Annotated in this window: 14 protein-coding genes; 12 read left to right on the top strand and 2 right to left on the bottom strand. The window is 74.1% G+C overall.

Annotated features, from left to right (window positions below):
* Nucleotides 1-36: 36 nt before the first annotated feature.
* Complete coding sequence (locus tag ACA511_RS25410) at nt 37-948, bottom strand: hypothetical protein (protein WP_375027105.1); 912 nt, start codon at nt 946-948, stop codon at nt 37-39.
* Between the two features lie 344 nt (nt 949-1,292).
* Between ACA511_RS25410 and ACA511_RS25405 the strand changes: the two genes are divergently transcribed.
* A complete protein-coding gene (locus tag ACA511_RS25405) occupies nt 1,293-2,048 on the top strand; it encodes a FadR/GntR family transcriptional regulator (protein ID WP_375027104.1) in 756 nt (251 codons plus the stop codon).
* Between the two features lie 6 nt (nt 2,049-2,054).
* Here the strand turns inward: ACA511_RS25405 and ACA511_RS25400 are convergent, their stop codons facing one another.
* On the bottom strand, nt 2,055-2,825 hold the full coding sequence (locus ACA511_RS25400) for an enoyl-CoA hydratase/isomerase family protein (protein ID WP_375027103.1): 771 nt from the start codon (nt 2,823-2,825) through the stop codon (nt 2,055-2,057).
* Between the two features lie 557 nt (nt 2,826-3,382).
* On the opposite strand from ACA511_RS25400, the gene ACA511_RS25395 reads away from it, so the two are divergent.
* From ACA511_RS25395 to ACA511_RS25345, 11 genes are read left to right on the top strand one after another with little or no spacing between them, the layout of a single operon-like run.
* Entirely contained in the window at nt 3,383-3,919 is a 537-nt protein-coding gene (locus ACA511_RS25395) for a MaoC family dehydratase (RefSeq protein ID WP_375027102.1), read from the top strand.
* Nucleotides 3,916-4,950 carry an LLM class flavin-dependent oxidoreductase gene (locus ACA511_RS25390; RefSeq protein ID WP_375027101.1) on the top strand — a complete coding sequence of 345 codons (1,035 nt, stop codon included), beginning with the start codon at nt 3,916-3,918 and terminating at the stop codon, nt 4,948-4,950. The genes ACA511_RS25395 and ACA511_RS25390 overlap by 4 nt, the downstream gene beginning before the upstream one ends.
* Nucleotides 4,947-6,197, top strand: a complete 1,251-nt coding sequence (locus ACA511_RS25385) for a CaiB/BaiF CoA transferase family protein (RefSeq protein ID WP_375027100.1) — start codon at nt 4,947-4,949, stop codon at nt 6,195-6,197. Before ACA511_RS25390 ends, ACA511_RS25385 begins: the two co-directional genes overlap by 4 nt.
* Nucleotides 6,194-7,576 (top strand): MmgE/PrpD family protein, encoded by a 1,383-nt coding sequence (locus tag ACA511_RS25380; protein WP_375027099.1) that lies wholly within the window; start codon nt 6,194-6,196, stop codon nt 7,574-7,576. Before ACA511_RS25385 ends, ACA511_RS25380 begins: the two co-directional genes overlap by 4 nt.
* Nucleotides 7,573-8,826 carry a RidA family protein gene (locus ACA511_RS25375; RefSeq protein WP_375027098.1) on the top strand — a complete coding sequence of 418 codons (1,254 nt, stop codon included), beginning with the start codon at nt 7,573-7,575 and terminating at the stop codon, nt 8,824-8,826. Before ACA511_RS25380 ends, ACA511_RS25375 begins: the two co-directional genes overlap by 4 nt.
* Complete coding sequence (locus ACA511_RS25370; protein ID WP_375027097.1) at nt 8,823-9,323, top strand: MaoC family dehydratase N-terminal domain-containing protein; 501 nt, start codon at nt 8,823-8,825, stop codon at nt 9,321-9,323. The genes ACA511_RS25375 and ACA511_RS25370 overlap by 4 nt, the downstream gene beginning before the upstream one ends.
* Nucleotides 9,320-9,787, top strand: coding sequence for a MaoC/PaaZ C-terminal domain-containing protein (locus ACA511_RS25365; RefSeq protein WP_375027096.1), 468 nt, complete (start codon nt 9,320-9,322; stop codon nt 9,785-9,787). Before ACA511_RS25370 ends, ACA511_RS25365 begins: the two co-directional genes overlap by 4 nt.
* Nucleotides 9,784-10,932: an acetyl-CoA acetyltransferase gene (locus tag ACA511_RS25360; protein WP_375027095.1), complete on the top strand. Its 1,149-nt coding sequence runs from the start codon at nt 9,784-9,786 to the stop codon at nt 10,930-10,932. Before ACA511_RS25365 ends, ACA511_RS25360 begins: the two co-directional genes overlap by 4 nt.
* On the top strand, nt 10,929-11,408 hold the full coding sequence (locus ACA511_RS25355) for a Zn-ribbon domain-containing OB-fold protein (RefSeq protein WP_375027094.1): 480 nt from the start codon (nt 10,929-10,931) through the stop codon (nt 11,406-11,408). Before ACA511_RS25360 ends, ACA511_RS25355 begins: the two co-directional genes overlap by 4 nt.
* Nucleotides 11,409-12,569 (top strand): acyl-CoA dehydrogenase family protein, encoded by a 1,161-nt coding sequence (locus ACA511_RS25350; protein ID WP_375027093.1) that lies wholly within the window; start codon nt 11,409-11,411, stop codon nt 12,567-12,569.
* Nucleotides 12,566-13,435, top strand: coding sequence for an HpcH/HpaI aldolase/citrate lyase family protein (locus ACA511_RS25345; protein WP_375027092.1), 870 nt, complete (start codon nt 12,566-12,568; stop codon nt 13,433-13,435). The genes ACA511_RS25350 and ACA511_RS25345 overlap by 4 nt, the downstream gene beginning before the upstream one ends.
* The last annotated feature ends 6 nt before the right edge of the window (nt 13,436-13,441 follow it).

Below are 13,441 nucleotides of genomic sequence, written 5' to 3'. Positions count from 1 at the left end.
ACCGGCCGGCCCCCGGCGCCGGCTCCGCCAGAGGAGTCAGCGCTGCCAGAAGAGGAAGCGGGCGCCGTAGCGGGAGGCCAGGCCGAGCCGGCGGCCCTCCGCCGTCTCGACGACGCCCGTGGACGCGCCGTGCGCGCCGGTCGCGAGGCGGGCGGCGAGGGCGTCGAGATCGTCCACCGCGCAGCCCGCGACGGCCCGCGGGTACGCGTGCGGCGGCCGCGGACCGCGCGGCGCGAGGTGCCCGATGAACTCCAGGCGGGCGTTCCGGGACGCCGGGCCGCGCGCGATGACGGCGTCGAAACCCTCGCCCGGGGCCAGTCCGAGCAGCCGCTCGACGGCCGGTCCGGCGAAGCGGCCGGAGAAGTAGACGCGGCCGCCGAGGACGTCCGTGACGAACGCCCGCGCGCCGGGGAGGTCGCCGGTGGCGAACACGGCGGCGGCGACCTCGCTGACGTCGGCCTCCGGCCGCTCGCCGAGGACGCACCGCGTCCGGCCCTCCCGGTACTGGACGAACGCGTGCCGCAGCCCCGAGCGGGTCTGGTCGAGCATGCGCTCCCTGACCGGGTGGCGGGTGCCGGGGAGGAGGTAGTCGACGGGGTCGGCGACGAACGTCCAACCGCGCTTCCCGGCGGCGTCCTCGGTGGCGGCGGGATCGCGCAGGTAGAAGTCCAGCGCGTAGGCGCCGGGACGGTCGGGGGCGCCGGCGGCGTCCGGGGCGGGCAGGCCGGGCACGCCGACGAGCCGGATCCATCCGCCCTCGCTGCCCGGCTTGCCCAGCAGCACCGACTCGGCGGGCGGCAGCGGCAGGCCCCACAGGCGCGACCAGAGCGAGGGGTCGCGGACGGGCCCCCGCTCGACGACCTCGAAGCCCATCGCGTCCGCGTACAGCTCGCGCAGGGGTCCGGTGTCGGCCACCGGAAGGACCACGATGTCGATGCCGTCGAACACTTACCCGACCCCCAGCACTGCCGCCGAACGCTTGATGGCTTTAAGTCTGATGTATTGCGGTATCGGTGTTCAAGCGTACCGGAGCGGGCGTTGGGCGACGAGTCCACCGCCGTCACGGACCTGGCGAGCGCCGGTACCAGGGAGTGTCCGACGTATGTTTCGCCCCATCTCGCGCAGCCTGCGGGATGGTCGGGAGGCCCGGCGCGCGCGAGAGCGCCGCCGGACCGGCGCCACCCGGGAGCGCATGTTGTCTGATGTATGCTCGACAGGCTGTGAGTCCCGGTGGCGCGGAGTTCCCGACTCGACATCCAGCAGCACTGAGGCCCGACCAGGGGGACGACGACGTGTCCAGCACCAAAGGCAACACCTCCGGCCGCTCCGGCGCCGGGGCCGCGACGGCACTGCCGGTCAGCCGGCTGCGCCCGGCCTACCAGCAGGTCGCCGACCAGCTGCGCGACCTGATCCTGGACGGCTCGCTCGCCCCGGGCGACCGCCTGCCGCCGGAGGGCGAGATCGGCGGCAACTTCGGGGTCAGCCGCAGCACGGTCCGCGAGGCGCTGCGCGTCCTCGCCTCCCAGGGGCTGGTCAGGACGGTCCGCGGCACCACCGGCGGCACGTTCGTCTCGCACATCGAGCCGGGCCAGATCAGCGACTTCCTGGAGGCCGGGATCGGGCTGATGTCGGGCTCGGACGCGCTTCCGCTGGCGGCCATCCTGGAGGCCCGCGAGATGCTGGAGGTGCCCGCCACCGCCGTCGCGGCGGAGCGGCGCGAGCAGCGGCACCTCGACGGGCTGCGCGCGGTGATGGACCGCGAGAAGCGCTCCCGGGGCCGGAACATGAAGTTCCAGGAGCACCGCCACTTCCACGGGATCATCATGGAGGCGACCGGCAACGGCCTCCTCACGATGATGACCCAGCCGGTCTTCCACGTCCTGCGGACGCGGTTCCTGAACACCGACTCGCCCGCCGAGTTCTGGTCGCGGGTCGACGACCAGCACGCGGAGATCACCGGGCTGCTGGAGACGGGCGACGGCGCGGCCGCCAGCGCGGCGATGCGCGACCACCTGCGGTTCATCCGGGGCGCCTACCGCGAGGCCTGACGGCCGTCAGGCCCAGGAGGGCGGGCGGTTCTCCCGGTAGGCGCGGAAGCCCTCCTGCCCGTCGGAGTCCGGCGGCGTGACGTGCGCGACGAACTCCGCGATCTCCGGGCCGACCGCGTCCGCGACGGGCAGTCCGTCGGCCGCGGCGAGCTGCCGCTTCATCGCGGCCATGCAGGCGCGCGAGTTCCGGGCGAGCGCGGCGGCCAGCTCGTCCGCGGCGGCGGCCAGCTCCCCGGCGGGGACGGCCCTGAGCGCGATGCCGAGCTCGACCGCCTCGGCGGCGGGGATCCACCGGCCGGTGAGGAAGATCTCCCTGGCCCGCTGCCGGCCGACGATCCGCGGCAGCCGCGCCGTCGACCCGCCCGCCGGGACGACGCCGAACTCGGCGTGCGCGTCGGCGATCCGCGCCGAGTCCGCGATCAGCACCAGGTCGCAGGCCAGCAGCAGCTCGAACCCGCCGGCCCGGGCCAGCCCGTTGGCCGCGGCGATCACCGGCATCGGCAGCCGCTCCAGCCGCAGGGTGAGCGCCGCGAGCCGGCGGGCGATCCGCTCCCACACGGCCGCGTCGGCGAACGCCTCGTCCAGGAGCGCGAGGTCGAGCCCCACGCAGAAGGCCCGGCCCGTCCCGCCGAGGACCAGGACGCGGACGCCGGGGTCGGCCTCCGCCGCGTCGATCGCGGCCTCCAGGTCGTCGAGCGCGCGCAGGGTCAGGCTGTTCAGCGCCTCCGGGCGGGTGAAGGTGACGCGCGCCACCCGGCCGGTCACCTCAAGGCTCATGGTCTCCAGCGTCGGCACGTCCGCCCGCCCCTCCGGGCGGCCAGAACGCCGCCCCAGCGATATATCTGATGTTTCAGCGTCCGCAGCGTATCCGGAGCCTCCGCCTGCGCGTCAAGCGCCGATCCAGCGACCGCCGAGCATGCCAATATGGCGCGTCTCGGCTAAAAATCTGACTTATATAGAAGCGGAGCCGGTCGCGATCAGGCGGGCGACGCCGCGGCCGAGTCCGGCGCGCCCCGGCGGCGCCGGCGCCGTCCGCGCGCGCCGGGCGGCCGCGTCCGCCGGGCGCGGGCGCCGGTCGTGATCGTCCGGGACGCGGCGTCGCACGCGCTTGCGGCACGCCATCCGGCAGGTGGCCGCACCAGATACCTCTGATGTTTCGGTGAAGAGCACCTTCCGGCGAGCGTAGCGGCCGTGATCGAATGGGAGGAAAGTGCAGGTACGACCCTGATGGCGGGGAGATCCGGATGGGCGCAGGGCTTGGACAAGGAAGCCTGCCGTACCCTACGATCTATACGTCTGACTTTAACCGACCAGTGCGATGCGAGAGGGCGGCCATGACGCTCAAGGACGGGTGGAACGGACGGTTCTACGAGGACTTCCAGGTGGGCGACGTCTACCGGCACCCCCTCGGGCGCACGGTCACCGAGAGCGACAACACCTGGTTCACGCTCCTGACGATGAACACGAACCAGATGCACTTCAACGGCGAGTACGCCGCGAAGTCGGAGTTCGGCCGGCCGCTGGTCGTGTCCACGCTGACCGTCGCGATCGCGGTCGGGCAGAGCGTCATCGACACCACCCAGAACGCGTTCGCCAACCTCGGCTGGGAGGACATCAGGCTGCCCAACCCCGTCTTCGCCGGCGACACGCTGTTCAGCGAGTCGCTCGTGCTGGACAAGCGCGAGTCGTCGAGCCGCCCGCACGCCGGCATCGTCACCATCCGCACCCGCACCCTCAACCAGGACGGCGACGAGGTCTGCACCTTCCGGCGCACCTTCTACGTCTACCGGAAGGGCGCCGAGCCGCTGAACGACCTGTTCCCGGAGGCGAAGACGCCGCTGAGCCTCGAAGCCGAGGCGGAGCGCGCATGAGGATCACCTTCGCCCCCTGGGGCGAGACGCTCGCCGAGGTGGCGGACGCGGCGCGCCGCGCGGAGGCGGCGGGCGCCGAGGCCGTCTGGGTCCCCGAGCTGCACCGCAGCGCCACCGTCGCCGCCGCCGCGCTCGCCGCCGCGACCGAGCGCGCCCGCGTCGGCACCGGGATCGCGCTCGCGTTCACCCGCAGCCCCATGACCACGGCGCTGGAGGCCCTGGACCTGGACGAGCTGTCCGGCGGGCGGTTCGTCCTCGGCCTCGGCACGGGCGTCCAGCGGCTCAACGAGGACTGGCACAACGTCCCGTTCGGCAAGCCCGTCCGGCACATGCGCGAGACCGTCCGCGACGTCCGGCGGTTCTGGGCGTCCTGCACGACCGGCGAGCCGATCGACCTCCCGGGCGAGGAGGAGCCGATGCGGATCCGCGGCTACCAGCGCCCCTTCGGCGTCCACCGGACGGACATCCCGGTCTACATCGCCGCGATGGGCCCGGCCATGACGCGCCTCGCCGGGGCGATCGGCGACGGCTGGATCGGCCACGAGCTGTGCTCGCCCCGGTACCTCGCCGAGCGGGTCCTGCCCGAGCTGGAGGCCGGGATCGCCGGCGCCGAGGGCAGGAGGCGCGAGGACGTCGACGTCGTCGTGTCCGCCTGCTGCTCGGTCGCGGGCGACCGCGCCACCGCGCTGCGCCGCGTGTCCGGGCTCGTCGGCTTCTACGCCAGCGTCCGCACCTACGCCGACTTCTTCGCCTTCCACGGGCTGGCCGAGCAGCAGCAGGCCGTCGTCGCCGCGTTCCGCAACGGCACCGGCGCCGAGCACCTCGCCGAGACCGTCTCCACCGAAATGATCGACGCGCTCACGGTGGCCGGCGGGCGCGACGACGTCGCCGCGCGCATCGCGGGCTACGCGGGGCTCGCCGACTCGGTGAAGCTCAGCCCGCCCACCCACGGCCTCACCGCCGCCGAGACCCGCGCGGCCCAGGACGAGCTCCTGGCGCTGCTGCCCGACCTCACCGGGAGTGCTTCGTGAAGCCGTTGGAGGATGTCCGCATCATCGCTGTGGAGCAGTACGGGGCCGGTCCGTTCGGGAGTGTGCATCTGGCGGATCTGGGTGCGGAGGTGATCAAGATCGAGGAGCCGCGGTCGGGGGGTGATGTGGGCCGGTACGTCCCGCCTTATGGGGAGGGTGAGGACTCGTTGTTCTTCGAGACGTTCAACCGGAACAAGCGCAGTCTGTCCCTGGACCTGTCGACGGACGCGGGGCGGCGGGTGTTCGAGGACCTGGTGAGGGTGTCGGACGTGGTGTACTCCAATCTGCGGGGTGATGTGCCGGCCAAGATCGGTATCACCTACGACGCTCTGAAGCATCTGAACCCGGCGATCGTGTGCTGCTCGCTGACCGGGTTCGGGATGACCGGGCCGCGCAGCGCGGAGCCGGGCTACGACTACGTGCTGCAGGGGCTGGCGGGCTGGATGGACCTGACCGGGGAGCCCGGCGGTCCGCCCACCAAGTCGGGGCTGTCGCTGGTCGACTACTCCGGCGGGTTCGTCGCGGCGATCTCGCTGCTGGCCGGGCTGCACGCCGCGCGCCGCGACGGCACCGGGATGGACTGCGACGTCAGCCTCTACGACACCGCGATCGGGCTGCTGACCTACCCCGCGGTGTGGCACCTCAACGCCGGGTTCTCCCCCGCCCGCACCCGCCACTCCGCCCACCCCTCCCTGGTGCCGTTCCAGGCGTTCCAGGCCGCCGACGGCTGGTTCATCGTCGGCTGCGCCAAGGAGAAGTTCTGGACCAGGCTCGCCACCGTCGTCGGCCACCCCGAGTGGGCCCGCCCCGACTCCGGATACGGCACCTTCGCCGACCGCGCCGCCAACAAAGACACCCTGCTGCCGCTGCTGGAGGACATCTTCGCGCAACGCACCGTCGACGCCTGGCTCACCGAGTTGTACGCGGCGTCCATCCCCTGCGGCCCCATCAACAACGTCGAACAGGCCATGCACGAAGACCACACCCGAGCACGCGGACTCCGCATCACCACCGAACACCCCCGCTTCGGCACCGTCGAGCAACTCGCCTCACCCGTCCGCGTCGGAACCCAACCATCCCAGTACCGCCGCGCCCCCCTCCGCAACGAAGACTTCGACCTGGTCACCCGCCAAATCGCCGGATACGACGACACCACACTGGAAGAACTGCGGGCCGGGGGAGCGTTCGGCGACGCCGCCGAGCCCGCCGAGACCGCGGCGGGCGAGGCGGAGGCGGCGTCGCGATGATCGCACGGGAGCTGGCCGGCTGGGCGCTGGCCCTCGACCGGGTGCCGGACGACGTCGCCGCCGCCGCGACCCGGCACCTGCTGGACGGCTTCGGCACCGCGCTCGGCGCCCTGCGGACCGGCGCGGCCGGGCCCGCGGTCGAGGTGGCGCGCGGGCTCGGCGGGCCGCCGGAGGCGGCGGTGCTCGGCACCGGCGAGCTGCTGTCCGCGCCCGCCGCCGCGCTCGCGAACGGCACGCTCGTGCACGCCCTCGACTTCGACGACACGCACGCGGGCGGGCTCGTGCACGCGACCGCGGTCGTGCTGCCCGCCGCGTTCGCCGTCGGGCAGCAGACCGGCGCGTCCGGGCGGGAGATCCTCACCGCGGCGGTCGCCGGCTACGAGACGGCGTGCCGGGTCGCCGCCGCCGCGCCGCACGGCTTCCACGCGCGCGGCCTGCACGCGACGATGGTCGCCGGGGTCTTCTCCGCCGCCCTGATCGGCGCGCGCCTCCTCGGCCTGGACGCCGGGCGGGCGGCGAACGCGCTCGGCATCGCGGGCAGCCAGGCGGGCGGCCTGCTGGCGTTCCTCGGCACCGGGGCGTCGACCAAGCAGCTGCACCCCGGGTTCGCCTCCCAGTCCGGGATCATCGCGGCGCGGCTGGCGGCGGCGGGCGCGACCGGCCCGGAGACCGTCTTCGACGGCCCGCACGGCGTGTTCGACGCGCTCTCCGCGCACCCGGCCGACCCCGCGTCCATCGTGGCCGGCCTCGGCGAGCGGTGGGAGACCACCCGGATCGGGATCAAGCCGTACGCGGCGTGCCAGCTGTCGCACGCCACGATCGGCGCGGTCCTGGACGCGATGGCGCGCGAGCGGTTCGGCCCCGGCGACGTCGCCGGCGTGCGCGCCCGCGTCCACCCGGACTCGGCGCCCGTCGTCTGCGACGACTCCCGCGACCTGACCCGTCCCGCGAGCCCGTACGCGGCGAAGTTCTCGCTGCCCTGGACGGTCGCGGCACTGATCACCGACGGGGCGCTGACCCTGGAGACCTTCGACCCGGCCTCGATCGCCCGTCCCGAGGTGACCCGGCTGGCCGCCCGCGTCCGCTGGGACGTCGCCGGCGGCCCCGGCGTCGCCGCCGACGCGCCCGGCCACGTCACGATCACGCTCGGCGACGGCCGCGAGGTGACCGGTTCGGTGCCGCGCAGCGAGGGCGGCGGAGACTTCCCGCTCGGCCGCGCGGCGCTGCTCGCCAAGTTCACCGGCAACGCCGGCGTCCCGGCCGCGGACGCGGAGGCGTTCGCGCGCGCCGTCGAGACGCTCGGCGCGCAGCCGGACGCCGCCGCGGTCATGCGGGCCGCCGCCGGGCTCGCCCGGCTCACCCAGCAGGAGAACGGATGACACTGCAAGCGATCAAGCCCGCCGCGTTCCCGTGGTTCCCCTACGAGGGGTTCACGTTCTGCCTCGGCCTGTCCGAGGACGGCGGGGCGTGGTCGTCCGGGCACACCTCCGCCGCGCACGACGACGCGGTCGGGAAGATGACCGTGTCGGGGACGATGGCCGAGCAGGCGCGCACCGCCTACCGGAAGGTCATGACGATCATCGAGGCCGCCGGGTACGGGCCCGACGACGTCGTGCACGTCACGGAGAACGTCACGGTCGCCGGGCTCGCCGACTACGCGGCGGCGGCCGGGGTCCGCGCGGAGGTCTTCGGCGCGCACGAGCCCACGGTGACGACGGTCGTCGTGGAGCGCCTCGTCCGCTCCGCCGCGCTGCTGGAGATCGAGATGCACGCCGTGCGGGGCGGCGGCGCCGAACTGCTCGCGGCGAGCGAGCGGCGCGAGGCCGGAACCTGGGCGCCGTCACCCGTCCGCGAGGGCTACGACGGCACCGTGCACCTGCCGACCATGGTGCCGGTGGACGAGTCGGGCGGCGTCGTCGCCCCGGGCGACTTCGTCGGGCAGTACGCCTACTGCCTCGACCGCGCGGACGTGCTGCTGCGCAAGGCGGGCCTCTCCCTCGACAACGCGGTGACCACCTACGACTACTCGACGCCGGCCAGCCGCGACATGTACCGCAAGACCCACCGCGTCCGGAAGGAGCGCCTCGGCGGGGCGGGCGTGCACCCGGGCGCGGGCGGCATCCTGATGAGCCGGCTGCACCATCCCGAGGCGCTCGTCGCGATCGACGTCACCGCGTCCCGGCACCCCCTCGAACTCGTCAACCCGGGCTGGTCCCGCTACGACACGCTCACCTACGCGCCGGGCGTGCGGGCGGGCCGGACGCTGTTCATGTCCGGGTTCGCCGCGCTCGACATGGAGACGCAGGAGGCGCTGCACCCCGGCGACATCGGGGCCCAGGCCGAGGCGACCTACGGAGCCGTCCTCCACCTGCTGGAGTACGCGGGCCTCGGCCCGGCGGACCTGCTGTCGACCATCGAGTTCTGCGTCGAGTCGGCGCTGCGCGACTACCGCGCGGTCGCGCCCGTCCGGGAACGGCTGCTGTCGCCGCCCTGGCCCGCGTCGACGGGGGCGATCTGCAAGGGGCTGCTCCGCCCCGAGTTCCTCCTGGAGGTCTTCCCGACCGCCTTGTACCCGGAGGGCGCCCCGACCACGGCCACGACCAACACGACCGCGGGGGACGCGTCATGACGCTGCTCACCGAGGAGATCCGCGCGCTCGTCGGCCGGACGAAGGTCTACACCGCGCCCGAGCCGCTGGGCGCCGCCGCCGGCCGCTACTTCGGCCTGGCCGTCGGCGACCGCAACCCGCTCTACTCCGACCCCGCGTACGCGCGGGAGCAGGGGCTCGCCGACGTGACCGCGCCGCCCACCCTGATCTGCGAGACCAACCAGTACGCGAACCTGCCGATCGGGCCGGACGGCGACGCGGGCCACAACTGGGGCATCGAGATCCCCGGCACCCGCAAGGTGCGCGGCGGCAACCGCTACGTCTTCCACCGCCGCATCCTGCCGTCCGACGTCGTCACCGCCACCTGGGAGATCACCGACGTGGCCGGCAAGACGAACCGGGCGGGCGCGGAGATGCTGATCATCACGTCGCGGGCGACCTACACCCAGCAGGACGGGGAGACGCTCGCGGAGAACGAGGAGACCGTCATTTTCGTATCTCTGGAGGCGGGCGCATGACCGCCGCGCACGCGACGCACGAGGCGGGCGGGGCCGTCCCGCCGCTGGAGCGCCGGATCGGGCTCCCGGACATGATCGCCTACGCCGGGGCCACCTGGGACTGGTACCGGCTGCACTACGACACCGAGTTCGCGAAGGCGTCGAAGCTGCCCGGCCTGGTCGTCGACGGCCAGGTGTTCGGCGCGCTGCTGGTCGAGCAGATCCAGGACTGGCTCGGGCCGCGGTGCTTCGTCCGCGAGCTGGAGTTCAGCTTCAGGGCGCTGGTGTTCGCCGAGGAGACCGTCCGCTGCGAGGGGACGGTCGCCGCGGCCGGGGACGGGTTCCTTGACCTCGACCTCCGGGTGGTCGTGGTCGGCGAGGACGGCGCGGCCGACCGCGTCGCCGTGGCGCCGGCCCGCGCCCGCGTCCTGCTCGGCACGGCCGACGGCCCCGGCTCCGGGGCCGCGCGCGCGGGGGAGCGGTGAGCACGGGCGTCGCGATCGCGGGCGCCGCCGAGTGCGACCTCGGGGTGACGAACCGGTCGGTCCTCGGGCTCCAGGCGCAGGCGGTCAAGCGGGCGCTGGACGACGCCGGCCTCACCCTGCGCGACGTCGACGGCATCGCCACGACCGGCGTGTCGCGGTTCTCGGCGACGCAGCTCGCCGACTACTTCGGCATCCGGCCCCGGTGGACGGACTCGACCTACGCGGGCGGCTCCGCGTTCGAGATGTTCGTCGCCCGCGCGACCCAGGCCATCCAGGCGGGGCAGGCCGAGACGGTCGTGATCAGCTTCGCGTCCAACCAGCGGTCGGCCCGGTCGCGCTCGCTCGGCGGGGTGGTCGAGGACCACACGCCCGAGGCGCAGTTCGAGACGCCGTACGGGCCGCTGTACCCGCTGTCGTACTACGCGATGGCGGCGCAGCGGTACCTGCACGCCTACGGCGGGACGCGCGAGCGGCTCGCCGAGATCGCGGTCGCGGCACGGGAATGGGCCCTGCTGAACCCCGCCGCGTTCCGCTACGGGAAGGGCCCGCTCACCGCGGCCGACGTGCTCGGTTCGGCGATGATCTCCAGCCCGCTCACCGCGCTGGACTGCTGCCTGGTCACCGACGGCGGCGGCGCGGTCGTCCTGACGTCCCTGGAGCGGGCCCGCGACCTGCGCCGCACGCCCGTCGAGGTGCTCGGGTACGGGGAGCGGACGACCAACGCCTCGATGACCGCCGTCCCCGACCTGACCGTCACGGGCGCGGCCGGCTCCGGCGCCGACGCGTTCGAGCGGGCCGGGGTGACGCCGGCGGACATCGACGTCGTCCAGGTGTACGACTCGTTCACGATCACGGTCGCGCTGACGCTGGAGGCGCTCGGCTTCTGCGGGCGGGGCGAGGCCCTCGACTGGATCGCCGGCGGCCGGATCAGGCCCGGCGGCGACTTCCCGCTCAACACCTCGGGCGGCGGGCTGTCCTACTGCCATCCCGGCCAGTTCGGCGTCCTCCTGCTGGTCGAGGCGGTGGCGCAGCTGCGCGGCGACGCGGGGGACCGGCAGGTCCCGGACGCGCGGCTCGCGGTCGCGCACGGCACGGGCGGGATCCTGTCGACGCACGCCACGGTGGTGCTGGGGGTGGACCGATGACCGGCTCCGACGGCTTCGCGCACGACGTCCCGGCACCGGACGAGGTCACGGCCCCCTGGTGGGAGGCCACCGAGGAGCACCGGCTCGTGCTCCAGACGTGCCCGAGCTGCGCCCTGGTGCAGCATCCGCCGCGCGCGCTCTGCGTCCACTGCGGGGCGGACGAACTGGACTGGGCCGCGTCCGAAGGCCGGGGCGTCGTCGACTCCTTCACCGTCGTCCACCGCGCCCCGCGACCGGACCTCGCCGTCCCCTACGTCATCGCCCGCGTCCGCCTGGCCGAGGGGGCCGTCCTCCTCACGCGCCTCCAGGAGCGGGAACCGGACGGCTGGCGCATCGACGACCCGGTCAGGGTCGCCTGGGCCGACCTCGACGACGGGCGCGCCCTCCCCGTGTTCGTCCCGGACACGGCGTTCGTCTCAGGCCCGGTGGTCGTCCCGGACATGCCCGCGTCCCGCGGAACCGAGAAAGGCAGCTAAGTGGATTTCCAGCTCAATGAGGAACAGCGCGAGTTCCGCGCGGTGCTGCGCGACTTCGTGGACCGGGAGATCATCCCGGTGGCGCGGGACTGGGAGCACTCCGGCCGCTACCCCACCGAGATCGTCCAGGGCATGCGGGACATGGGGCTGTTCGGGATCACCGTCCCGGAGGAGTACGGCGGCCTCGACCTCGACCCCGTGTCGTTCGCGCTGGTCTTCGAGGAGATCGCGCGCGGCTGGATGGGCATCGCGGGCATCCTCGGCAGCCACTCGCTGGCCTGCCGCATGATCGCGATGCGCGGCACCGAGGAGCAGAAGCGCAGGTACCTGCCCGGCCTGGCGACGGGCGAGCGCCGCACCGGCATCGGCCTCACCGAGCCGGACGCGGGCACCGACCTCCAGGGCATCCGCACCACGGCCCGGCTGGAGGGCGACCACTACGTCGTCCGCGGCACCAAGATGTGGATCACCAACGCGCGGCACGCCGACCCGCTGCCCGTGCTGGTGAAGACCGACCCGTCCGCCTCCCCGGCGCACAAGGGCATGAGCATCCTGCTCGTGGACGCGGGCTCGGACGGCTACGAGATCACCAAGGACATCCCGAAGCTCGGCTACAAGGGCACCGAGTCCTGCGAGATCGTCCTGGACGGCGTGCGGGTGCCGCGGGAGAACCTGCTCGGCGGCGTCGAGGGCAAGGGCATGCAGCACGCGCTGTCGGCCCTGGAGTGGGGCCGGGTCAACATCGCCGCGCGGTCGGTCGGCATCGCCCAGCGCGCCCACGACGAGGCGCTCGCCTACGCCGGCCAGCGCAGGGCGTTCGGGCAGCCGATCGGCGACTTCCAGGCCGTCCAGCTCCAGCTCGCGACCGTGGCGACCCAGTTGCAGGCGGCGCGGCTGATGGCCTACTTCGCGGCGGACGCGGTCCGCCGGGGCCGCGCCGACGGGCAGACCGGGATGGCGAAGATCTTCTGCTCGGAGGTCGCGCTGCAGGCCGCGATCGACGCCATGAAGATCCATGGCGGGTACGGCTACTCCACCGAGTACGAGGTCGAGCGGCTCTACCGCGACGCGATCCTGATGAGCATCGGGGAGGGCACGAACGACGTCCTGCGGACGGTCGTGGCGAAGTCCCTGCTGCGCGGCGAGACGGTCGTGCGGTGACCGCCCCCGGCCGGCTGCCGCGCAGCTACCTGTACGTCCCGGGGAACGCCCCGGACAAGCTCGGCAAGGCGCCGACGCGCGGCGCCGACGCGCTGATCGCCGACCTGGAGGACGCGGTGCCGCCGGGCGGCAAGGACGCGGCGCGCCGCGCGGTCGCCGACTGGCTGCGCTCGGTCCCGGACCCCGGCGGCGCCGAGCTGTGGGTCCGGGTCAACGGCGGCGCGGCCGGGGACGCGGACGTGCGGGCGCTCGCCGGGCTGCCCGCGCTGACCGGGCTCGTCCTCGCCAAGGCCGGGGACGCGGAGCACGTCGCGGCGGTCGCCGGGCTGCTGTCCGGCCTGGGCGACACGACGACCCTGCTGATGCCGCTGCTGGAGACCGCGGGGGCGGTCCTGGACGTCCGGGGCATCGCCCGCGCGCCCCGGGTCCACCGGCTCCAGATCGGCGAGGTCGACCTCGCCGCCGACACCGGGATCGATCCGGGGCCGGACGAGACGGAGCTGCTGTTCGCGCGGAGCATGACCGTGCTCGCCAGCGCCGACGCCGGCCTCCACCCGCCGGTCGGCCCGGTGTCGGCGGTCACCGCCGACCCGGCGGCGCTCGCGGAGTCCACCGAACGGGTCCGGCGGCAGGGCTTCGTGGGGCGGGCGTGCATCCACCCGGCGCAGATACCGGTCGTCCACGCGGCGTTCACGCCGTCCGCGCGGCAGATCGCGGGGGCCGAGGACGTCCTGGCGAGGTTCGAGGCGGCCGCCGCGGCCGGTTCGGGCGTCGTGCTGGACGCCGAGGGGCGGCTGATCGACGCGGCCGTGATCCGGCTGGCCCGGCGCACGCTGGCCACCGCCGGACGGGCCGCGGCGAAATAAATCTGA

This window comes from Actinomadura sp. GTD37 (assembly GCF_041951365.1).
Lineage (GTDB): Bacteria > Actinomycetota > Actinomycetes > Streptosporangiales > Streptosporangiaceae > Spirillospora.
This window is presented reverse-complemented; position numbering and strand designations above follow the sequence as displayed.

Bases quoted from the DNA above. Each gene is read 5' to 3' on its own strand.
- ACA511_RS25355 (WP_375027094.1), top strand. From the start codon at position 10,929: ATGACCGGCTCCGACGGCTTCGCGCACGACGTCCCGGCACCGGACGAG.
- ACA511_RS25400 (WP_375027103.1), bottom strand. From the start codon at position 2,825: ATGAGCCTTGAGGTGACCGGCCGGGTGGCGCGCGTCACCTTCACCCGC.
- ACA511_RS25375 (WP_375027098.1), top strand. From the start codon at position 7,573: ATGACACTGCAAGCGATCAAGCCCGCCGCGTTCCCGTGGTTCCCCTAC.
- ACA511_RS25390 (WP_375027101.1), top strand. From the start codon at position 3,916: ATGAGGATCACCTTCGCCCCCTGGGGCGAGACGCTCGCCGAGGTGGCG.
- ACA511_RS25370 (WP_375027097.1), top strand. From the start codon at position 8,823: ATGACGCTGCTCACCGAGGAGATCCGCGCGCTCGTCGGCCGGACGAAG.
- ACA511_RS25365 (WP_375027096.1), top strand. From the start codon at position 9,320: ATGACCGCCGCGCACGCGACGCACGAGGCGGGCGGGGCCGTCCCGCCG.
- ACA511_RS25380 (WP_375027099.1), top strand. From the start codon at position 6,194: ATGATCGCACGGGAGCTGGCCGGCTGGGCGCTGGCCCTCGACCGGGTG.
- ACA511_RS25395 (WP_375027102.1), top strand. From the start codon at position 3,383: ATGACGCTCAAGGACGGGTGGAACGGACGGTTCTACGAGGACTTCCAG.